The sequence below is a fragment of the Methylobacillus draconifructus genome (assembly GCF_045984355.1).
Lineage (GTDB): Bacteria > Pseudomonadota > Gammaproteobacteria > Burkholderiales > Methylophilaceae > Methylobacillus > Methylobacillus flagellatus_A.
On record NZ_JBJQII010000001.1, the window covers coordinates 401,986 to 423,473 of the forward strand.

Below are 21,488 nucleotides of genomic sequence, written 5' to 3' on the forward strand. Positions count from 1 at the left end.
GCTATGCAAACAATGGAATGCCATGACGCCTTCCCGAGCCTTCGTCCTGGTCAGTGTCCTCGCAGTCGTGGCGCTGATCGCCTGGGCAGCCCTGGCGCGGGTTGACCTGATAGTGCGCACGGTGGGCCGCGTAGTGCCTGCAGGCAAGGCGCAGATCGTGCAGCACCTCGAAGGCGGGATTGTCAGGACCATCCTGGTGCAGGAAGGCGAAGTCGTCAAGGCAGGCCAGCCGTTGATCGAGCTTTCCGACATCAAGGCACGCTCCGACCTCGGCCAGGAGCGCACCAAGCGCGACGCCCTGCGAGGCCGCGAGGCGCGGTTGCTGGCAGAAGCACGCGGCAAGAGCAGCATCGAATTCCCTGCCGACCTGCATGACGCAGAAGTGAAGCAAGTGGAAGCCGCGGCGCTGCAGGCGCGGGTTTCCAGCGTGAATGAAGAATCCCGCGTGTTGCGCGACCAAAGCGCCCAGCGCCGCGGTGAGATTGCCGAGATCGAGACCCGGCGCAGGAACCTGGTTTCGGAGATAGAGCTGGCGCGCCAGCAGCACAGGCTGATCGAAGGCCTGAACAAGAACGGCGCAGCTTCGAAGATGGAGTTGCTGGATGCGGAAAGCCGCTTGCAACGCATGGAGTCGCAACTGCGCGAAGCAGAAGCGGCGTTGCCCCGCCTGAAGGCGGCGCAAGCGGAGATCGAGTCCAAGATAGGCGAGCTTTGGGCGCGCTTCCGTGCGGATGCCACGGCCCAACTGACGGATGTGCGGGCAGAACTGCAAAGGTCCACGCTGGAATTCGAGACCAATGTGGACCGCCTGGACCGCAACATCGTACGCGCGCCGATGGCAGGATTCGTCAACCGCATGATGCTGTCGACGGTGGGGGGCGTGATCAGGCCGGGAGAGCCGTTGCTGGAAATCACCCCGGAAGACGAGCACATCGTGGTGGAAACACGCTCCAGGCCGGACGACCGCGCCAACCTGCGCAACGGCTTGCCGGCGCGGGTGCGCATCGGCGCATTCGACTATGCCACTTACGGCGCCTTGCCCGGCAAGGTCACCGAAGTGAGCGCGGATACGCTGTTCGACGAGCGTGAAGGCTATTACTACCGGGTGAGGGTAGATGTAGGGAGCATCAGCGAAATCAAGCTGGCAAAAACCGCCGGCCCGATCTCGCCGGGGATGTCAGTGACGGCGGATATTGTCGTGGGGAAGCGCACCGTGCTTTCCTACCTGCTGTCGCCGATGATGCGTTTTGGGGATCGCGTATTCCGCGATCCGAGATAAAGATTTTTTGTTAAAGGTAAGTTCCACATGCTGAAGCGACTAAGAATTTATTACTTTTACGCGGCTTTGCCATTTGTGCTGCTTTTGCTGGGGGCTGCCGTCTATCACGAGGCCATCCTCAAGACGCTGGTCGAGAACCCGCATCCGCAGATCAATTACGCCATCTTCTTTATCACCATCCTCGGCGGCATCCTGATCCTGTTCAACGTGCGCCGCCTGCTGAAGGAAGCAAGCAAGCTGGAGGACTATACCGGCGCCGTGCAATCCGGCGAGAGCCCGGCGCAACTGCAGGATAGGGCACAAGCCTACGATGGCGACATCGCCTACGTGCTGCGCATGATGGCCTCCTCCAGCGGCCGCGGCATCGCCCACCAGGAACAGGTCGCCATCGATGCCGAACTCAATAGCGCCGGCCGCCGCCTGACCAACCGCAACGCCCTGCCGCAGTTCCTCACCAGCCTGCTAGTCGGCCTCGGCCTGCTGGGCACGTTCATCGGCTTGCTGGCGACCCTGGACGACATTGCGGTGCTGATTTCCAGCTTCGCCACCATCAACGTCGGGGTAGACAGCCCAGTCGAAGTCTTCCGCGACATGGTATCGCGCATGCGCGCCCCGATGCGCTCCATGGGCATCGCCTTCTCAGCCTCCCTGTTCGGCCTGCTCGGCTCCATCATATTGGGTTTCATGATGGTGGCCGTGCGCCGCTGTACCCAGGAAGTCCTCTCCATCCTCGGCTCCGAAGTGGCTCAGCACATCGAACAAGCAATTGCACGCCTTGCCAACAACGGCCAGGCTGGCAATGTCGCAACGGCAACAGAAGGCGAAACAGTGGTCGTCGAGTCCGGCACTGCCGGCGGCGCTGGCTATCTTGCCAACATGGACCCTGCGGAACTCAAGTTCCGCCGTGAAGTGGCCACCGAGGAAATCCGCGTGCTGCGCCGCATAGAAGAACGCCTGAGCGAGTCCTCGCGCCTGCAGGACCGTGCCTTGCAGGCCGAGCTGGACAACTTCAACAAGCAACGCAGCGAGATGATGCGCGCCATGGCGGACCACAACGAATCCGTCTCGCAATTCCGCGGCGAATTGCAACGCGTGGGCCGCCAGCTCGGCACCATCTTGAGCATGATGGAGCGCGGCAACGCCGATATGCTCTCCCAGCTCAACGACCACTTCTCCGAGTTGATCCAGACCACCGCACGGCAGGGAACCGATCTCTCGCGCATGAGCGACATGATGACGCGTATGACGGACGACTCGATGGAACTGCGCACCAACATCACCAACATGATGGACAGATTCTCGCCTGCCGAGCAACGCGCATTGTTAGCCACACTGCTGGAAGAGGCAGGAAAACAACGCCGTTGATGACGACGGCCCGGTCTTAAGCTTTGAGTGTCCCGGCAATGGCCGGGCAGCAAATTAAAGAAGGAGCACTACCATGGCAATCACCCAACCCGCAGTCACCGAACAGCGCAACGGCCCGAGCACCAAGCAGAACCACGTGACCAACGTCACGCGCGTGCATGCGGACGCGGACGGCATCATCCGCCTGACGGAAAGCCATGGCGCCCTCAAATCGGTAGACGTTGCCGACGTCGACCTGGTGCTGGGCTTTGCCAATGGCAGCTACATCATCATCCCCAACGGCGCGCTCGACGCGCTGGAAGTCGATGCTCCCAAGGTCGAGTTCGACGGCGACAAATTCAACACCAGCCTGACCGAGCTGTTCCAACAGGTCGGCACCGTCGATGCCGCAGATGCCGGCAACCTGCGCATCATCAGCGAGAACATCGATACCCGCCTCACCGAACTGCAGCCGGACGAAATCGACTACGCCTCCCTGTTCATGGCGCTGAACAACCATACATCGGCACCTACAGCGCCTGCTGCCCCATTGCCGCAAGCGCCCACCTTGCCTCAAGCCGCGCAAGTACAGCGCGGCAGCATCAACGGCCGCGGCAACAATAGCGGCGAATTCATGGACGCGATCGTGCCACCTCGGGTGGACCAGCCGTCGACTTATCGCTTGGGAAACCGGGTTGAGTCTGCAGAAACCTTGCGCGATATACAGAATCTTGGTTTACCAGTTATCGATGGACAGTTATATGTCAGCCCTGAATTAAAAACCGGGGCGGATTTCAGAAATGACTTGCCACTGGGTGCACGCGGTGCCGTCGACTCAAGCAATCCATCGCATAACCCTGCAACTCCTGCTGCCCAAGCCCATCGCGAAGTGATTACTGGTACCGCAGGTAATGACAACATCAATTTGAATTCTAACTTCGCTGCAACCGGCGAATGGTCCAAAAATCTCTATATCAGTACCAATGGATTTAATTCCATTGATTCATTCGTCATCATGGCGAACGGAAACTTACCCGCTGGCTTTGATCTGAAACTTAACCCTGCCAGTACCGGCACAATTGGTAAAGATAGTAATGGTAATTGGGTTATTTCCGCTGATGCATTGCAACTTCAGGCAGATGGTTCATATGGCGTTGATCTTGAGCTGGTATATGACTTAACAGCAGACGGTGTCGCTGTCACACCTGTTGATTTTGTTTTGCAAGCAATTATTCACGGCCAAGTAGGGCCTTTCGCCTTCCAAGTATCCAAGGACCTCAATTTTAGTTATCGCGACGCCACAGAAGCTAATGACTTCAACGTCATCGTCGACGGAAAGCCCTGGTTGATATTGCCTGCGCGAGGTATTGGGTATGACATCCATGCAGGTGAAGGCGACAACATCGTCCATGGTGGTGCCGGTAATGACCTCATCACCTCAGGTAACGGTAATAACGAGCTTTATGGCGGAGCCGGGAACGATACGCTGCAAGGCGGCTCTGGTGCCAACAAATTTTTTGGCGACACTGGCAAGGATACCGTGACGTATGAAAATGCAGGAAGCGGCGTGGTTGTCAATTTGCTGGATAACCAAGTCAACAACATCACCAATATCCTGAATGTTGCGCAAAGCGGCAATGCGGCTGGGGACCAGTTTGACAGCATAGAAAACCTAGTAGGTTCGCAATATGCTGACCATTTGATCGGAGACAGGAATGCCAACCATATTTTTGGTGGCGACGGGAACGACACAATTGAGGGCATAGGCAACACAATCGGTAACGGCGGCGATACTCTAGATGGAGGTACTGGCTCCAATACCGTGAGTTATGCGCATGCGGAAGGCAATGTGACAGTCAACTTGGCTCAGAGTTATGGCCAGATTGCTGGATATGAGCGCGACAGCCTCAGCAATTTCGATACCGTCATCGGAGCAGTAAACCATTCCAACACGATCACTGGTAATGGCAATGCCAATCTACTGGTAGGTGGTAATTTGAATGATACCCTGCAAGGCGGCGCTGGTGCCGATACTTTGGATGGCGGTGGAGGCGTTAATACCGCGCTTTATACGACCCAGGTCAATGTATCGTTGACTCCCGGATTGATTACAGCAAGTGGGGATGCCGCAGGGGACGTATTTATCAATATCCGAAACCTTGAAGCCACCACTGGCAACAACCGATTAATTGGCGACGCGCAAGACAATTACATCAAAGGCGGCTCCGGGAACGACACCTTGGCCGGTATGGGCGGTAATGACACCCTTGATGGCGGCGGCGGATCGAATTTTGTCACGTACCAATATACGACTGGCGGTACTGGAGTGAATGTTAACTTGAGTACCGGTTCGGCCACGATTACTGGCTCAGGGAACTCCGTAGGTACTGATACTTTGCTTAACATTCAGCATGTTATTGGTTCCGGATTTGCCGATACAATCAGAGGTTCCTCCGGTAGCAACTATATCGATGCAGGTAATGGCAATGACCTGATTTTCATCAACAATGGCGGTAAGGATACGGTATATGGAGGTGCGGGTGATGATACGGTTGTTGCATCAGTCGATGCCATTACCGGCAATGTTGCCAACAACTGGAGCGACCGGTTCGCCCTGGTTGATGGGCAAGCCGGCAACGACACGCTGGCGCTGGAAGGTTTTATCAATGGCGCAGCCTATGAACTGGCGACGCTGGTAGGCCTGGTGCGCAATATCGAGACCATCGATATTTCCCAGCAGGCCTACGGCCTGCAGGCAAGCTCAACCAATATGACAGTCAGCAGCCAAAGCATCCAGGGATTGATGGGAAGTACAGGTATCAATAGCAACAGCCCTCTCATCAATATCACTGGCGATAATACGGACAAGCTGAGCTTCAGCCTGGGGACAGGCGAAACCGTCTGGTTTGGCGGGGTACAGCTAGGGTCAGCCATTGATTTGACCAATGCCGGCATCTATGCGATTCATGACGCAAGCAACAACATCGTCGCACAAGTGAACTGGACAGTAGTGGCCTAGTGTGAGTAAGGAACAATCGAAGGTATTTTCCCCGTTATCCAGTTTGTGGGCGCTTTTACGCCAACAATGGCTTGAAGTCGGACTCTCCAGCCTATTGATCAACAGCGGCCAGATCCTGCTGCCGCTGTTCTCCATGCTGGTGTACGACAAGATCGTCAGCAATGGCGTATTCGAGACGTTATGGGCGCTGGTGATCGGCATGCTGATCTTCATCGCGCTGGACGTGGGCATGCGCGTCACCCGAAACTGGACGGTGGAGCGGGTGGCGGCGGATATGGCGCGCAAGACGGATGAAGGGCTGTGGCACAAGCTGCTCGCGGACCGCGACATGCCGGCGGGCGGCGTCGCGACGTTCCTGGCGCATTACCGCGACCTGACCAATGCACTCAATTTTGTTTCCTCCACTTATTTACTCGCGATTGCCGACCTGCCGTTCTACCTGCTCTATATGCTGGTGATCGGCTTCATTGCCTGGCCGATCATGATCCTGGTCGGCGTGCTGACCTTGGTTTACGCCGGCATCGGTTATCTCGTGCAACGCCAGACATTGCGCCTCAACCGCGATGCCGAGCAAACCTCCACCCAGCGCATGGCCTATATCGGCGAAGTCTTGCAAGGGATGGAGGTGGTGCGCACCGTTCCGGGCGTCACAGGGTTGCTGCACGGCTGGCGCACGCAATCCGAAAAGGTCAGCGACCTGGAAGCGGCACGCAGGCTTTCCGCCAGCCACAGCAACACGCTTTCCGCCGGCATGATGACGTTCACCACCGTCGCCGTGTTGACGCTTGGCGCCTACCTGATCGAGGCGCGCATGCTGTCCGTGGGCGGCCTCATCGCCTGCTCATTGCTGGCTGCGCGCGCCATGATGCTGGTCACGTCGCTGTACTTGGTGTTGGGCAAATGGGAAGACTTCGCCCGCTCCGCCAAACGCATGGATGCCTTGCTGGAATCCGGCAAGGCCGCGCACGGGGTCAGCCATGACATCGAACAATCCGCCCCGCATGCTTCATTCAAGGTCAGCAAGCCGGAGGCGAGGGGCGACATCACACTGCTGCGCTTAAGCAAGCGCTATCCCGACCGCCCTGCCGCGCTGGACAACGTCACGCTCAATATCGCCGCAGGCGAGAAAATCGGCCTCCTGGGACGTCCGGGCGCAGGCAAGAGCACCTTGCTCAAGCTGATCGCCGGCCTGAGCATTGCGGATGAAGGCGAAGTGTTGATCGACGGCTACGAACTGCATGCCATTTCCCCCGCAGACCGTGCGCGCTGGCTGGCTTACAAGCCGCAGGAGCCCGTGCTGTTTGCAGGCACGCTGGAAGCCAACTTGCTATTGGCGGGCAGCAAACCGAACAGCGAACGCATGGAACGCGCGCTATGGGCCTCCGGCCTGGAGGAAGAACTCAAGCAAGGCCGCCTCACCCTCACCATGGCGATTGCCGACCGCGGCAGCAACCTTTCCGGCGGGCAACGCCAAAAGGTTGCCCTCGCGCGTGCTTTCGCCCAGAGCAGCAACATCCTGCTGCTCGACGAACCCAGCCTGGGGCTGGACCCGGAAGGCGAACAGCTTCTGGCGCAACGCCTGCCGCAGGTGGTGGGCAACGGCAACCTGATCATGATCAGTCACAGTGCCGCCATGATGACGGCGGTTCAGCGCATCATTGCCCTGGACGGCGGCAAAATCGCAGCCGACGGGCCGAAAGAAAGACTGCTGCGTTCCGCTTGATCAATCAAACGGCAATAAAAAAGCCAGCGATTGCTGGCTTTTTTATTTTGGGTGTTTCCTACTTTTGCAATGCCCGCTGGATTTTCTGGTCGGTTTTATATTCGCTCAGCGCATACACGGACCAGATCGCCGCTGGCAGCCAGCCGATGATGGTGATTTGCAGGATCAGGCAGATGATGCCTGCAATCGGACGGCCAATCGTGAAGAACTGCAACCAAGGCAGGAAAATGGCAAGAATCAGGCGCATTTCAATCTCCTCTTTGTCTTTTAAACTTGTTGCAACAGTTTAGCCCAGAATCTTTTCCAGGGCGAACAGTTGCGCGATGGTCTCGCGCTCGCGGATCAGGTGAACTTTGTCGCCATCCACCATGATTTCGGCAGCGCGGGGGCGGGTGTTGTAGTTGGAACTCATGCTCATGCCGTAGGCACCGGCGGACAACACCGCAAGCAAGTCGCCTTGCTGCAATGCCAGCCTGCGGTCATGGCCGAGAAAATCGCCGCTTTCGCAAACCGGGCCGACAATCTCGTAAACCTGGGCGGCAGTTTGGTCTTCAGCAGGCTCGACCGCCGCGATCTCATGATAGGCATCGTAGAGCGCCGGGCGCATGAGGTCGTTCATGGCTGCATCCACAATGGCAAAGTTCTTGGCTTCGGTATGCTTGAGGTATTCCACCTTGGTAATCAACGCACCGGCATTCCCCACCAAGGCACGCCCAGGCTCGAACACCAGCTTGACCTTGCGGTCGCCCAGCTTTTGCAGCATGGCGGCGGCGTACGCTGCAAAATCAGGCGGCGTCTCGTCGGCATAGCATATGCCGATACCGCCGCCGAGATCGATATGCTCAACCCTGATGCCTTCGGCTTCCAGCTGGTCCACCAGCGCCAATACCCGGTCGAACGCATCCAGGAACGGCGACAGCTCGGTCAATTGCGAGCCGATATGGCAATCCACGCCATGTACGGCAATGTTAGGCAAGCTGGCTGCATGCTTGTACAGGCTGAAGGCATCCTCATACGCAACTCCGAACTTGTTGTTCTTGAGCCCGGTGGAAATGTAGGGGTGCGTCCTGGCGTCCACGTTCGGGTTGACGCGCAATGAAACCGGCGCCGTCTTGCCCAAGCGGGCAGCAACGTCATTGAGCCGGTCCAGCTCGCTGGCGGATTCCACATTGAAGCAGAAAATCCCCGCATCCAATGCCGCCTGCATTTCCGCTTCGGTCTTGCCCACGCCGGAGAACACCACCTTCGCAGGGTCGCCGCCCGCAGCCAGCACCCGCGCCAGTTCGCCGCCGGAGACAATGTCAAAGCCGGCGCCCAGGCGGGCGAACAGGTTGAGCACCGCCAGGCTGGGGTTGGACTTCACCGCGAAGCAGACAAGATGGTCCGTGCCTGCAAACCCCGCTGCAAAACGGGTATAGGCGTTTTCCAGGGCGGCGCGGGAATAGACGTAGCTCGGCGTGCCGAACTCTTCGGCAATACGGGTCAACGGCACGTTTTCGGCATGCAGGATGCCATTCTTCAATTGAAATGGATTCACGGACAACTCATCGGGAAGGTTGTTGTTGCGGCTGCGGTTCCTGCGGATACTGTTTTTCCGGGATATAAAGGTCGCCCTTGGTGCCGCATGCGGCAAGGGCTAGGCTTGCAATCAGGATCAGGAAGCAGAAGCGCATATTGTTTGGATGCAAAGAGATTATTTTAACACAAGGCTATCTCGGCTTCGGCAATGCCGTCAGGGCACTTCCGCGTAGCGCATGCGCGATTCGATGATGCCTGCCTTGCGGATCAGGCCTCGCGCTTCACGATGCTTGTCGTAATAGCGCGGATTCGGGATCATCGCCGCCAGCTTGGCGGCCTGGGCGGCGCTCAGGCTGGCAGCGCTGGTCTTGTAGTAATGCCGCGCGGCAGCCTCGGCGCCGAACACGCCATTGCCCCACTCGATCACATTGAGGTAAATCTCGAAAATCCTGCGCTTGCTCATCATGCGCTCGAGCATCCAGGTGATCGCGGCCTCTTCCAACTTGCGCCAGGGCGTGCGCCCGGTGGAAAGGAACAGGTTCTTGGCAAGCTGCTGGCTGATGGTGGAGCCGCCCGCGACGATCTTGCCTTTTTGCCAGTTCTTTTCATATGCCTTCTGGATGCCGTCCCAATCGAATCCCTCATGGCCGACGAACTTGGCGTCCTCGGACGCAATCACCGCGCGCTTGAGGTTGCGGGAAATCTTCTGGTACTCCACCCACTGGTGCTTGAGCGTCGCCTCGGGGTTGTCTTGCCGCAACGTCGCCAAGCTGGTGCGCATGAAAGCACTGCTTGAGGGGTTATGCTCCACCCACCAGAGGATATGCATGAATATCCAAAGCTGGTACAGCACCACCAGCACCAGGGCCAGCAGCAACCCGCGCCACAACAACCGCTTGATCATGATGTCCGCAATGCGGCAATCACGGATGCAGTGTCCGGCCGTATTTGACGCCAGACATAAAAAGCTTCTGCCGCCTGCTCCACCAGCATGCCCAGCCCGTCGGCAATTTTCTGCACGCCTTCTTCACGCGCATACTGCATGAAAGGCGTTTCGCGCCCATACATCATGTCGTACGCCAAGGCATCAGCGGCAAACAGTCCTGACGGCAACGGCAGCCGCTCGTTGCTCAAGCCGCTGGAAGTCGCATTGATCACGACATCGAACGCCTTGCCGGCCAAGGCGTCGAAACTGCATGCATCCAGCTCGGCATCAACAGGCCTGGCACGCGCTGCCATCGCCTCGGCCTTTTCCACGCTGCGGTTGGCAATGCACAGCAATGCAGGAGATGCTTGCAGCAACGGCCCCAACACGCCTTCCGCGGCGCCTCCCGCTCCCAACAGCAATACACGCTTGCCTGCCAGGGAGAACTCCAGGTTTTGCAGGATGTCGCGCACCAGCCCGGCACCATCCGTATTGTCACCATGGATGCCGCCATTCTTGAAGCTCAGCGTATTCACCGCGCCTGCATCACGCGCTCGTTCGCTCAATTCGGTTGCCAATGAATAGGCCTCGAACTTGAAAGGCACGGTGACATTGGCCCCGCAATAGCCCTGCGCCTGCAAACCGGCCACAGTGGCAACAAACCCGTCCAGGGGCGCCTGCACCTTGCCGTATTCGATCTGCTGTCCCGTCTGTTGAGCAAATGCAACATGGATCAAAGGGGACTTACTGTGCTCCACCGGGTGGCCGATCACGGCATAACGATCCATGCAAATCCTCAGGCGTTGGTCCAGGGCAGGCCGGCAGCCTTCCAGCCGTTGATCCTGCCGCGCTGCTTGGTGTCCGGCGTGGACTCGCCTTCAAAACCTTCGAGCACGTTGTAGGCCTCAGCATATCCGGCCTGGGCGGCCAAGACGGCTGCGTTATGGGAACGCCCGCCGGTACGGCAGAGGAACATCACCAACGCCTCGTGGTCGACCTGCTTGTCCAATTGGGACAGGAAATCCGGATTAGCCACCATGCCGGGATAAAACGCCCATTCGATGTGCGTCGCATTGGGCACGCGGCCCACCAGTTCAAGCTCCGCTTTGGTGCGCACATCCACCAGCTTGGCCGAAGGGGCCAGTTCCAGGACCTTCTGCGCCTCCCGTGGCGTCAATGCTCCGGCATAGGGAAGCCCGTGCTGCTCGGCACGCTGTTTTGCATTCAGCAAAATGGCATTCAACGTTTCCATTGCTCTCTCCTTTACCCCTCAGAAATGCGGAGTATAGCGTTAAATTTTGCCACAATCTTCAATGCACATTAATGGTGCACAAAACCGAGTGAACGCAATATTTTGGTGCACACATAGCGTTTCTCTTTTATAACCTTATGTGTGAAAATGGGAATTTGCGCGAATTCAATGGCACAGTTCCTGCTTCACCTTAGTGTCAAGCATAGTGCTTAATTAACTTCTTAATCCAAAAAGAGCTAGGAGAATCAAATGGCGGTGGCCGACGTATTAAAGCTTGTGAAGGAAAACGACATCAAGTTTGTCGATTTTCGCTTTACTGACACCAAGGGCAAGGAACAGCACGTAACCGTGCCGATTTCCGCATTCGACGAAGACAAGTTTACTGAAGGCCACGCTTTCGACGGGTCTTCCATTGCAGGCTGGAAGGGCATCCAGGCATCCGACATGCTGCTGATCCCCGATCCGGAGACTGCCAACATCGACCCTTTCATGGACGAGCCCACCCTGTTCCTCACCTGTGACGTCGTGGACCCTACCGACGGCAAGGGTTATGACCGCTGCCCGCGCAGCATCGCCAAGCGCGCTGAAGCTTATCTGAAGTCCAGCGGCATCGGTGATGCGGCCTTCTTCGGCCCAGAGCCGGAATTCTTCATTTTCGACTCCATCAACTGGTCCGTGGACATGAGCGGCAGCTCCGTGAAGATCAACTCCGAAGAGGCCGCATGGGCTTCCAACGAGAAGTTCGAAGGCGGCAACACCGGCCACCGTCCAGGCGTCAAGGGCGGCTACTTCCCTGTGCCTCCAATCGACTCCCTGCACGATATCCGCTCCGCCATGGTAGTAGCCCTGGAAGAGCTGGGCGTGCCTGTAGAAGTTCACCACCATGAAGTGGCGACCGCCGGCCAATGTGAGATCGGCACCAAGTTCAGCACCCTGGTTCAACGCGCCGACTGGACCCAGATCCTCAAGTACGTCGTATTGAACACGGCACATGCATACGGCAAGACAGCCACCTTCATGCCCAAGCCTATCTTCGGCGACAACGGTTCCGGCATGCACGTGCACCAATCCGTATGGAAAGACGGCAAGAACCTGTTCGCAGGCAACGGCTACGCCGGCCTGAGCGAATTCGCGCTCTACTATATCGGCGGCATCATCAAGCACGCGCGCGCGCTGAACGCCATCACCAACCCAGGCACCAACTCCTACAAGCGCCTGGTTCCTGGCTTCGAAGCCCCCGTGAAGCTGGCTTACTCCGCGAAGAACCGCTCCGCGTCCATCCGCGTTCCTTTCGTGCAATCCGACAAGGCGCGCCGTATCGAGGCACGTTTCCCTGACCCAACCGCCAACCCATACCTGGCATTCAGCGCATTGCTGATGGCGGGCCTGGATGGCGTGCAGAACAAGATCCACCCCGGCGAGCCTGCCACCAAGGATCTCTACCACTTGCCGCCAGAAGAAGATGCAGCGATCCCAACTGTCGCTTCTTCCCTGGAGCAAGCGCTGGAAGCCCTGGACAAGGATCGCGAGTTCCTGACCCGCGGCGGCGTGTTCTCCGACGACTGGATCAATGCCTACATCGACCTGAAGATGGAAGAAGTGACGAAGTTGCGCCAGACTCCGCACCCGGTCGAGTTCAGCCTGTACTACAGCGTTTAATCAGCGCATTGCATAAAAAAAGCGGGGAAACCCGCTTTTTTTATGCCTGGAATCCGCCTCGGCGGCAATTGCCTGCACCAGACTTCTGCTCTACACTGAATCTCATGAAAAGAATTCGCCTGTCCCTTTTTACTTGGCTTGCATATGCATTCACCTGTGGCAGCGCCCATGCCGAAATCTATAAAAGCGTCGACGAGAACGGCCATGTCACTTACTCCAACGTCCCCAGCAAAGGAGCGATCAAGCTGGAGATAGACCCACCGCCTCCAGCGACAACGGCAGCCCCCAAACCCAAGACCCAGGCTACGCCCAGCAATTTCCCGCGGGTAGACAGCCAGACGCAGAAAAAGCGCGACGACCAGCGCAAGAAAATCCTGCTTGAGGAACTGGAAGCAGAAAAAGCGGCTCTGGAAGAAGCCAAGAAAGCCTATGCCGAAGGCGAGTCCAAGCCTGAGGTATACCGTGGCGCCAACGGAAAAACCTATCGCAACGTCGCAAAATTCGAGGAAAAAATGCAGCGATTGCAGGCCGACGTCGATGCACACGAGCGCAATGTGCAGCTTCTGCAAAAAGAGCTGGAAGCTTTTAAATAAAAGGCTTCTGCTCTGCTGAAGTAACTGGCCTGGCTTTTGCTTAAGAGAAGCCATGGAACATAAAATCCCCCCCTCATTCGCAGGATTGGAACATCTATCCACTGCGGTCATCCTGCTCGATAAGCAACGTCGCGTCGTATATGCCAATCCCGGTGCCGAGGTATTATTTGCCATCAGCGCCAAGCAGATCGCAGGCTTGCCCGTCTCACAGGTATTTCCCGGCTGCGACATTCTCGACTCCGCCATGGAACATGCGATCAAGCACCACAGCCCGTTCCGCGAGCACGAGTTCCCGATCACCACGCTGCGTCAGCAATCTTTCGCCGTCACCTGTACCGTGACGCCGGTGGAACTGGCTCCCGCCTGCCTGGTCCTGGAATTCCAGCATATGGACCAACAGCTGCGCATTGCGCGCGAAGAGCGCATGCTCATCCAGCAACAAGCCAATGCCGAGCTATTGCGCAACCTGGCCCATGAAATCCGCAATCCGCTAGGCGGGTTGCGCGGCGCGGCGCAATTGCTGGAACATGAATTGCCGCAAGTCGGCCTGCGCGAATACACCCAGGTCATCATCAAGGAAGCCGACCGGCTGCAATTGCTGATGGACAGGCTGTTGGTGCCGCACCGCGTACCGAAGTACGAACCTACCAATATCCACGAAGTACTGGAGCGCGTGCGCAGCCTGTTGCTGGCCGAATCTCCGCGCGGCATACACATCCGCAGGGATTACGACACCAGCCTGCCCGAGTTGATCGGAGATCGCGAGAAACTCATCCAGGCCGTATTGAACATTGCCCGTAATGCGGTGCAGGCCATGCAGAACAACCCTGGAGCAGAAACGCCGGAGATCATCCTGCGCACCCGTGCCGCCCGCCAAGTCACACTGGCAAAAAAACGCTACCGGGTCGCCATCAAGCTGCAGATCATCGATAACGGCCCCGGCATCCCGCCTGATATCCGTGAGCGTATTTTCTACCCTCTGGTGTCAGGCCACGATGGCGGCACCGGGCTCGGCCTGACCCTGGCCCAGACCTTCATTACCCAGCACCACGGCATGATCGAGTGTGAGAGCGAGCCAGGCCACACCAGCTTCACCATATTGCTGCCCATTGAAAGCACGGCGATGAAGTCTTACATTGCACGACAATAACGCGTGCACAAGAACAATTACTTCTAATAAAAGACAGACTACACAGGTAACCATCATGAAACCAATCTGGATCATAGACGACGACAAATCCATACGCTGGGTATTTGAAAAGGCCCTGGCACGCACCGATATGGATTTCAAGACCTTCGCATCCGTACCAGAAGCCTTGAATGCCCTCAACAGGGAAGAACCGCAAGTCATTGTCAGCGACATCCGCATGCCCAATGGTTCCGGCCTGGATTTCCTCCACGAAGTAAAGCAAAGACATCCAGATATCCCCGTCATCATCATGACAGCCTACTCCGATTTGGAAAGTGCGGTTGCCGCCTTTCAAGGAGGGGCATTTGAGTACCTAGCCAAGCCTTTCGACGTAGACCAGGCGATTGAAATCATCCGCCGTGCCGTCGATGAGAGCATGCGTCAGGCCACGGAAGTCGTGATTCAAGAAGAGACGCCGGAAATCATCGGCCAGGCGCCTGCCATGCAGGAGGTCTTTCGCGCCATCGGCCGCCTGAGCCGCTCGCACTCCACCGTATTGATCAACGGCGAATCCGGCACCGGCAAGGAATTGGTGGCAAGCGCGCTGCACCGCCACAGCCCGCGTTTCGACAAGCCATTCATCGCCATCAATACCGCAGCCATCCCCAAGGATCTGCTCGAGTCCGAATTGTTCGGCCATGAACGTGGCGCATTTACCGGCGCGCAAGCCGCCAGGCGCGGGCGCTTCGAACAAGCCGACGGCGGCACCTTGTTCCTCGACGAAATCGGCGACATGCCTTCCGACCTGCAAACGCGCTTGTTGCGCGTGCTATGCGACGGCCAGTTCTACCGCGTGGGCGGCCACCAGCCAGTCAAGGTCAATGTGCGCATCATTGCCGCCACCCACCAGGATTTGGAGGAAAGGGTCAAGCTCGGGCTGTTCCGCGAGGATTTGTTCCACCGCCTCAACGTCATCCGCCTGCGCCTGCCGCCGCTGCGCGAACGCCGCGAAGACATCCCGTTGCTGGTCAAGCATTTTCTGCAACATAGCGCCCGCGAGCTGGGCGTCGAAGCCAAGCAGCCATCCACTGCGGCCCTGCGTTATCTCGGCACGCTGAGCTGGAGCGGCAACGTGCGCCAACTGGAGAACGTATGCCACTGGCTCACCGTCATGGCGCCGGGCCAGAACATCGACATCGCCGACCTGCCGCCTGAACTCAAGGAAGATGCCGCCAAACCCGCCAGCGCCACCTCTTGGCAGAATGCCCTCGCTTCCGAGGTCACGGATGCCCTCAACCGCGGCGAACACGATATCCTCGATAGCCGTACCCAGCAATTCGAGCGCATCCTGATCACCAAGGCACTACAACATACCGGAGGACGCCGTATCGAAGCCGCTACGCAACTGGGGATGGGCCGCAATACGCTGACACGCAAGATTCAGGAACTGGGGATAGACGAATAAAATCAAAATGTAGAATATATTTGATATAAAGTTCAAGCTATGTAAAATATCATTCATGATCAATATCTTGGAAATAGGGTCCAGCATCAGGCACCGTCGCATTAAAAGCGGGTTAAGCCAAGCCGAACTTGCGGCTCGCTCCGGCGTATCGCGGGCAACCATTAATGCGCTTGAGAAAGGCACTATCAAAGAAATAGGCGTCAATCGGCTTTCAGCGATTATTCGCACTGCAAATGCCCTCCAACCCAAGACAAAGGGAATGAGCCTGCAAGCATCAAAAAGAAAATCTGAAAAACTGGGTTTATCCTTCCCCTACGATTGGAGCAATCCCAGTCTGCCAGATGAATTATTGATTGATCGTGTGTTGGAAAGAGGCATTTATGAAGATATTGCCCGTATAACCGCAGCCTACGGAATACAGGCAATATCAGCCAGGGCAAAAACCGTCATCAGCAATATCCCTCATGCTGCAGCCAATATCAACCGTATGCTTGAGAATTTGCAGGCAGCCTTGAGCCATGCTTAATTTGGAGTTTGCACCTCCTAGAACTGCTGAAGTCTTTCAAGCATTGGCCAGACAACCACTGATGTCCGGCTTCAACCTAATCGGCGGCACGGCGCTATCCTTGCAAATCGGTCACCGCCTAAGTGAAGACCTAGATTTCTGGCTCCCAGCAGAACAGATGTCGAGTACACGCATTGATGCCATCGTCGAAGATTTAAAAAGCAATGGCCATCATATCCAGTTAGCTACACCGGCCTGGAGAATTACCCAAGCCAGAATCAACAATCAAGACCTTCTCTCACTATCCCGGGATTACTCTATCAATGGAGTCAAGGTTACCTTTTTTGCAAGAAATGATGCCCCCTATCAGCATTTTGCAACATTAGGCCGTCATCAAACCCCGGATACAAATTTCCAGATCATGGATATCAACGCCATTTTTGAAATGAAGGCATGGCTCATTTCAAAACGCATACGCTCCAGAGACCTTTACGACTTAATGATACTGTTACGGGATTACGGCAAAACAGTAAGAGATATCTTTGATGCAGGACTTGCAGCAGATGCTTCCTACAGTATAGAGTTTGCCAAAGATGTTCTATTGGGTGCAGCGCCGATTGATGCAGATGACGAGGGATTCAATTCCATTCAACTTGATATCAAAATGGAAGAGATTTATGCATTCATGCTCCACTGCGTTAATCAATACGAAATTGATATAGCCAAGGAAATCTTCAGATCAGCACCAGAAATATAAACTCTTTCAATGCAAGTCTTGGACATCCCCTCCAGCAACCCCTTCCACATCTTTCGCGCAATAAAAAACGGCACCCGAAGGTGCCGTTTTTACGATTGCTTTCTAAGCTAAATCTTGCGATTTAAATCCTAGAAGAACAGGATCGCGCCCAAGCTGATAGTACGAGCCTTGCCATTACCATCCAAAGCACCTACTGCCTGGCCATTTGCATCAATCTTTTGTTGTGCATATTCAGCGACCAGATTCAGGCTCTTAGTCAGAGGGTGGTAAGCACCAACAATCCAGGACTTGTTCTCAATATCAGTAGCACCAGTCGCCAAGACTACGTCATCAGACTTCGAAATACCGTAGGATACACCTAGCTTGGTACCAACTGTAGGCAACTTGTAAGTAGCTTGTACGTAGCCACCCTTGTCATCAGTCTTGCTATTGCTCAAGAATTGCAAGCCACCCAATTGACCACCAGTCTGACCGTCCAGACCCTTACCATCGTAGTAATAACCAACCAAACCGAAGTCTGCTACGTTAATTTTACCGCCCAGTTCATAACCACGTGAACGATAGTTACCCGCAGCTACTGTATCATTCTTGTGCTGTTGAGTAATGAAACCAGCCCAAACCTTACCGGAAAAATCCCCAGCCCACTCATAGCTCAATTTACCATCGTAGCCGAGCTCAGTCTTATCTTCACCAGTTACTGGGCTAGTTGCCAGAGTACCGTTACGCAGACCTTCGCGAGCAGCTACAGCAAAGCTGAAACCATTCCAGTTAGGGGATGCGTATTGAATTTGACCGATCCAGTCAGCGTAGACATAACCGGAACCGATACGGCCCAGTGTGGAGTTGCCTGGGTTACCAGCACCTACACCAACGCCCAACAGAGTCATGTCGGAAAGGATAGCGTCGGAACCGAACAGGCCGAGGTCACGACCAGCCTTGATAGTACCCCAGCTAGCGTCACCAAAAGTCAAGTAAGATTGACGAACGTTGATGCTGTTATAGTCACCAGCACGACTTTCACGAACACCATCGCTAGAGTTAGTACCAGTGAAGAATGTGAACTGGAATGCGATATCCAGATCATTCTGACGAGTCTTACCGCCGATACCGATAGCGGATGGCAACAGACCTGTTTGAACTTGGTTGCTACGAGCCAAATCTGTACCAGGACCAGCAGAACCATTAAAAAGACTACCGCTATAACGGGTGTTAGTGTAGTAAGCGTTGACGTTACCACCAATATCGATGGTCCAGTCGCCTGCTGGGATGATGATACCTGCGTTTGCAGCGGAAGCGCCAAACGCCATGACGGCGCCGGCAACTGCCAAGCCTAGTTTCTTGTTCATGTATATCTCCTAATGCGTTTTAGTTTGCTCTCGTGCAGTTTGTAACCACCGCTTCGAGAGTATTTCGCCTACTTCTTGTTAAAGAAGTTATGGGCAGTATGCCAAAGGCGATTCAGAGGCTGCAAGCAATCTTGTGGTTTTTTTATGCTGAGCTGGGGATTGTGTTGCAATTACGCAACACATTAATGCTATAGCCAATACTTCCCGGGAAAACTTCTTCTCTGCTAAACAGTTAGAAAAGAATGCTAAAGCTTTTATTCAGAAATGGAGAACAGCCGCTGATGCTCACGGATGGCATAACGGTCCGTCATGCCCGCAATGTAGTCTGCAATCACCCGCGGCTGTGCCTCGCCATCTGCAACCTGGTACTCATCAGGTAGCAGGGTGGGATCTGATAGAAAGGCGTTGAATAACTCCGCAATGATGCGCCTGGCCTTGGAAGTCATGCGGTTGACGCGGTAATGCCGGTAGAGGTTGGCCCTGAGGAAGCGCTTCAACTCAAGCTGCTGCTCGTCGATGGCCGGACTGAAGCCGATCAACGGCGGAAGCGCCCGAACATCGTCCAGTGTCTTGGGAGCATGGTCTGCGATATTCCTGCGGCTTTGCTCGCATAAATCCGTCACAAGGATATGGATCATGCGCCTGACGGTTTCATGAATCAGGCGGCGGCCGGCCAACGCGGGATATTGTCGCTGCACCAGGGAAAACTGCTCGGCAAACAGCCGCACCTCGGCAAGCTGCTGCATCGTGATCAAGCCGGAGCGCAAGCCGTCGTCGACATCATGGTTGTTATAGGCGATCTCGTCGGCCAGGTTCGCCACTTGCGCCTCGAGTGAGGGCTGCTGCTTGTTGATGAAGCGCTCCCCTATTTCGCCGAGCAGTCTTGCATTGGGTAGGGAGCAATGCTTGAGTATGCCTTCGCGCACCTCGAACGTCAGGTTAAGGCCGTCGAACTCGGCATAGCGCAATTCCAGATGGTCTACGACGCGTAATGACTGCAGGTTATGCTCAAACCCGCCGTATTCGCGCATGCATTCATTGAGCTGATCCTGCCCGGCATGGCCGAACGGCGTGTGCCCCAGGTCGTGCGCAAGCGCCACCGCCTCGATCAGGTCTTCATGCAGGTTGAGGTTGCGTGCAATCGCGCGGCCTATCTGCGCCACTTCCAGACTGTGCGTCAGCCGGGTGCGGAACAGGTCGCCTTCATGGTTGATGAATACCTGGGTTTTGTATTCCAGCCGGCGGAAAGCGCCGGAATGGATGATGCGGTCCCGGTCGCGCTGGAAATGGTTGCGCGTTGCCGGCGCCGGCTCTTCATGGACCCGCCCTTTGGTCAGGGCCGGGTCGGCGGCATAAGGCGCCAGTGCTATCATGCAGCGATCGCCAAGGTTTCTTTCAGCAGGTTGGCATCGTAGTCGCTGGTCACCAGCGATTTGCCGATGCCTTGCTGCAGAACCAGGCGAATCTGGCCGTCAACGACTTTCTTGTCCAGCCCCATCAGGTCGAGGTAGCGATCCACGCCCAGCGCCGGCGCCTCTATCGGCAGCCTGGCTTCCTTGAAGATAGCTTTAATGCGGTCGATGTCCCCGTCATTGAGCCAGCCCAGGCGATGCGACAGATCGGCAGCCAAGATGGTGCCTGCCGCCACGGCTTCGCCATGCAGCCAAACGCCATAGCCCATGGCATTTTCGATGGCATGGCCAAAGGTATGGCCCAGGTTGAGCAAGGCCCGCTCGCCAGACTCGCGCTCGTCGGCCGCCACCACTTCCGCCTTGTTCTCGCATGAGCGGTAGATGGCATAGCTCATGGCTTCCGTCTCCAGCGCAAGGAGCTTCTGCATATTGGCTTCCTGCCATGCGAAGAATGGCTCGTCGCGGATCAGGCCATATTTGATCACCTCGGCAAGGCCAGCTGATAGCTCACGCTCGGGCAATGTAGATAAGGTATCGATATCGGCCAGCACCACTTGCGGTTGGTAAAACGCGCCGATCATGTTCTTGCCAAGCGGGTGGTTGATGCCGGTCTTGCCGCCGACAGAGGAATCCACCTGCGATAAAAGGGTTGTCGGTACTTGGATGAAAGGCACGCCGCGCAAATACGTCGCTGCAGCATAGCCGGCCAAGTCGCCAATCACCCCGCCGCCCAAGGCAATGACGGTGGTGCTGCGCTCGCAGCGGTTTTCTAGCAAGGCATCATAAATCAGGTTGAGCGTAGCGGCATTTTTATAGGCCTCGCCATCCGGCAGCACGATGGGAATGACCTTGACGCCGGCATCCCGCAAAGACTGGGCCAGCTTTTCCAGATACAAGGGGGCCACTGTGGTATTGGTGACAATCGCCACCTGCTTGCGCTTGAGGTGCTGCAAAATCAGCTCTGGCTGAGTCAGCAGGCCGCGGCCGATATGGATAGGATAAGAGCGCTCGCCCAAGTCTACGTGTAAAGTTTGCATGGTTATAAAGATAAAAGTTTCTGTTCGATCTGGTGGACGATGGCATTCACCGGCTGCCCGCCGGTATCTACAATAATGGAGGCCACTTCGCGGTACAAGGGATCACGCTGGGCAAACAATTGTTCCAGTTTTTTTCGCGGGTTGTCGTTTTGCAGCAGCGGGCGGTTCTTGTCGTTGCGGGTGCGTTGCCAGAGTTCCTGCACGTTGGCGCGCAAATAAATCACTGTACCATTTTCCATGAGCTGCTTGCGGTTCTGGGGCAATAAAACCGCCCCGCCGCCCGTCGCCAGGACGATATCCTGCATGCGGCTCAATTCTTCTATCACCGCGGCTTCGCGCTTGCGGAAACCGTCCTCCTTCTCCAATTCGAAGATGACAGGGATGCTGACGCCCGTGCGGCGCTCGATCTCATGATCGCTATCGTAAAAGGTCTTGTTGAGATGCTTGGCAATAATACGGCCTATGGTGGTCTTGCCCGCCCCCATCAACCCGACAAAGAAAATATTTGCTGCCATAAAAAATGCC

At 56.2% G+C, this 21,488-nt stretch carries 20 protein-coding genes; 10 read left to right on the top strand and 10 right to left on the bottom strand.

Annotated elements, in window-relative coordinates; genetic code table 11:
- The first annotated feature begins 22 nt into the window (after positions 1 to 22).
- The 4 genes from ACJSDX_RS01900 to ACJSDX_RS01915 all read left to right on the top strand — a co-directional run bounded on the left by ACJSDX_RS01900 (position 23) and on the right by ACJSDX_RS01915 (position 7,365).
- Positions 23 to 1,279 carry an HlyD family type I secretion periplasmic adaptor subunit gene (locus ACJSDX_RS01900; protein ID WP_407993243.1) on the top strand — a complete coding sequence of 419 codons (1,257 nt, stop codon included), beginning with the start codon at positions 23 to 25 and terminating at the stop codon, positions 1,277 to 1,279.
- A gap of 27 nt (positions 1,280 to 1,306) precedes the next feature.
- Positions 1,307 to 2,644, top strand: coding sequence for a hypothetical protein (locus tag ACJSDX_RS01905; protein WP_407993244.1), 1,338 nt, complete (start codon positions 1,307 to 1,309; stop codon positions 2,642 to 2,644).
- Between the two features lie 73 nt (positions 2,645 to 2,717).
- Positions 2,718 to 5,642 (top strand): beta strand repeat-containing protein, encoded by a 2,925-nt coding sequence (locus ACJSDX_RS01910; protein WP_407993245.1) that lies wholly within the window; start codon positions 2,718 to 2,720, stop codon positions 5,640 to 5,642.
- A gap of 1 nt (position 5,643) precedes the next feature.
- Positions 5,644 to 7,365, top strand: coding sequence for a peptidase domain-containing ABC transporter (locus ACJSDX_RS01915; protein ID WP_407993246.1), 1,722 nt, complete (start codon positions 5,644 to 5,646; stop codon positions 7,363 to 7,365).
- A 58-nt stretch (positions 7,366 to 7,423) separates the two neighbouring features.
- Here ACJSDX_RS01915 and ACJSDX_RS01920 read toward each other — a convergent pair whose 3' ends face one another.
- Genes ACJSDX_RS01920 through ACJSDX_RS01945 form a run of 6 tightly spaced genes read right to left on the bottom strand, consistent with a single transcriptional unit; the run spans position 7,424 to position 11,060 of the window.
- Entirely contained in the window at positions 7,424 to 7,612 is a 189-nt protein-coding gene (locus ACJSDX_RS01920; protein ID WP_230348638.1) for a YqaE/Pmp3 family membrane protein, read from the bottom strand.
- A 39-nt stretch (positions 7,613 to 7,651) separates the two neighbouring features.
- Positions 7,652 to 8,902 carry a diaminopimelate decarboxylase gene (gene lysA / locus ACJSDX_RS01925; protein ID WP_407993247.1) on the bottom strand — a complete coding sequence of 417 codons (1,251 nt, stop codon included), beginning with the start codon at positions 8,900 to 8,902 and terminating at the stop codon, positions 7,652 to 7,654.
- Positions 8,903 to 8,909: 7 nt separating this feature from the next.
- Complete coding sequence (gene lptM / locus ACJSDX_RS01930) at positions 8,910 to 9,038, bottom strand: LPS translocon maturation chaperone LptM (RefSeq protein WP_407993248.1); 129 nt, start codon at positions 9,036 to 9,038, stop codon at positions 8,910 to 8,912.
- Between the two features lie 59 nt (positions 9,039 to 9,097).
- Positions 9,098 to 9,787 carry a monofunctional biosynthetic peptidoglycan transglycosylase gene (mtgA, locus tag ACJSDX_RS01935; RefSeq protein ID WP_407993249.1) on the bottom strand — a complete coding sequence of 230 codons (690 nt, stop codon included), beginning with the start codon at positions 9,785 to 9,787 and terminating at the stop codon, positions 9,098 to 9,100.
- Entirely contained in the window at positions 9,784 to 10,596 is an 813-nt protein-coding gene (aroE, locus tag ACJSDX_RS01940; protein WP_407993250.1) for a shikimate dehydrogenase, read from the bottom strand. Before aroE ends, mtgA begins: the two co-directional genes overlap by 4 nt.
- Positions 10,597 to 10,604: 8 nt before the next feature.
- Positions 10,605 to 11,060 (bottom strand): rhodanese-like domain-containing protein, encoded by a 456-nt coding sequence (locus ACJSDX_RS01945; RefSeq protein ID WP_407993251.1) that lies wholly within the window; start codon positions 11,058 to 11,060, stop codon positions 10,605 to 10,607.
- A gap of 249 nt (positions 11,061 to 11,309) precedes the next feature.
- On the opposite strand from ACJSDX_RS01945, the gene glnA reads away from it, so the two are divergent.
- The 6 genes from glnA (at position 11,310) to ACJSDX_RS01975 (ending at position 17,168) form a co-directional block, all read left to right on the top strand.
- A complete protein-coding gene (gene glnA / locus ACJSDX_RS01950) occupies positions 11,310 to 12,719 on the top strand; it encodes a type I glutamate--ammonia ligase (protein ID WP_309565695.1) in 1,410 nt (469 codons plus the stop codon).
- 104 nt (positions 12,720 to 12,823) lie between these two features.
- A complete protein-coding gene (locus ACJSDX_RS01955; RefSeq protein WP_407993252.1) occupies positions 12,824 to 13,312 on the top strand; it encodes a DUF4124 domain-containing protein in 489 nt (162 codons plus the stop codon).
- Between the two features lie 52 nt (positions 13,313 to 13,364).
- Positions 13,365 to 14,462: a nitrogen regulation protein NR(II) gene (gene glnL, locus ACJSDX_RS01960; protein ID WP_309565697.1), complete on the top strand. Its 1,098-nt coding sequence runs from the start codon at positions 13,365 to 13,367 to the stop codon at positions 14,460 to 14,462.
- A 55-nt stretch (positions 14,463 to 14,517) separates the two neighbouring features.
- A complete protein-coding gene (gene ntrC, locus ACJSDX_RS01965) occupies positions 14,518 to 15,906 on the top strand; it encodes a nitrogen regulation protein NR(I) (RefSeq protein ID WP_407993253.1) in 1,389 nt (462 codons plus the stop codon).
- Between the two features lie 55 nt (positions 15,907 to 15,961).
- Positions 15,962 to 16,432 carry a helix-turn-helix domain-containing protein gene (locus ACJSDX_RS01970; protein ID WP_287110048.1) on the top strand — a complete coding sequence of 157 codons (471 nt, stop codon included), beginning with the start codon at positions 15,962 to 15,964 and terminating at the stop codon, positions 16,430 to 16,432.
- Positions 16,425 to 17,168 carry a nucleotidyl transferase AbiEii/AbiGii toxin family protein gene (locus ACJSDX_RS01975; protein WP_309565699.1) on the top strand — a complete coding sequence of 248 codons (744 nt, stop codon included), beginning with the start codon at positions 16,425 to 16,427 and terminating at the stop codon, positions 17,166 to 17,168. Before ACJSDX_RS01970 ends, ACJSDX_RS01975 begins: the two co-directional genes overlap by 8 nt.
- Positions 17,169 to 17,296: 128 nt before the next feature.
- Here ACJSDX_RS01975 and ACJSDX_RS01980 read toward each other — a convergent pair whose 3' ends face one another.
- From ACJSDX_RS01980 to aroK, 4 genes are all read right to left on the bottom strand, one after another.
- Positions 17,297 to 18,514, bottom strand: coding sequence for a porin (locus ACJSDX_RS01980; RefSeq protein WP_407993254.1), 1,218 nt, complete (start codon positions 18,512 to 18,514; stop codon positions 17,297 to 17,299).
- Positions 18,515 to 18,768: 254 nt separating this feature from the next.
- Complete coding sequence (locus tag ACJSDX_RS01985) at positions 18,769 to 19,887, bottom strand: deoxyguanosinetriphosphate triphosphohydrolase (protein WP_407993255.1); 1,119 nt, start codon at positions 19,885 to 19,887, stop codon at positions 18,769 to 18,771.
- Positions 19,884 to 20,963 carry a 3-dehydroquinate synthase gene (aroB, locus tag ACJSDX_RS01990; protein WP_407993256.1) on the bottom strand — a complete coding sequence of 360 codons (1,080 nt, stop codon included), beginning with the start codon at positions 20,961 to 20,963 and terminating at the stop codon, positions 19,884 to 19,886. The genes ACJSDX_RS01985 and aroB overlap by 4 nt, the downstream gene beginning before the upstream one ends.
- A 2-nt stretch (positions 20,964 to 20,965) precedes the next feature.
- Positions 20,966 to 21,478, bottom strand: a complete 513-nt coding sequence (gene aroK / locus ACJSDX_RS01995) for a shikimate kinase AroK (RefSeq protein ID WP_407993257.1) — start codon at positions 21,476 to 21,478, stop codon at positions 20,966 to 20,968.
- Between the last annotated feature and the right edge of the window lie 10 nt (positions 21,479 to 21,488).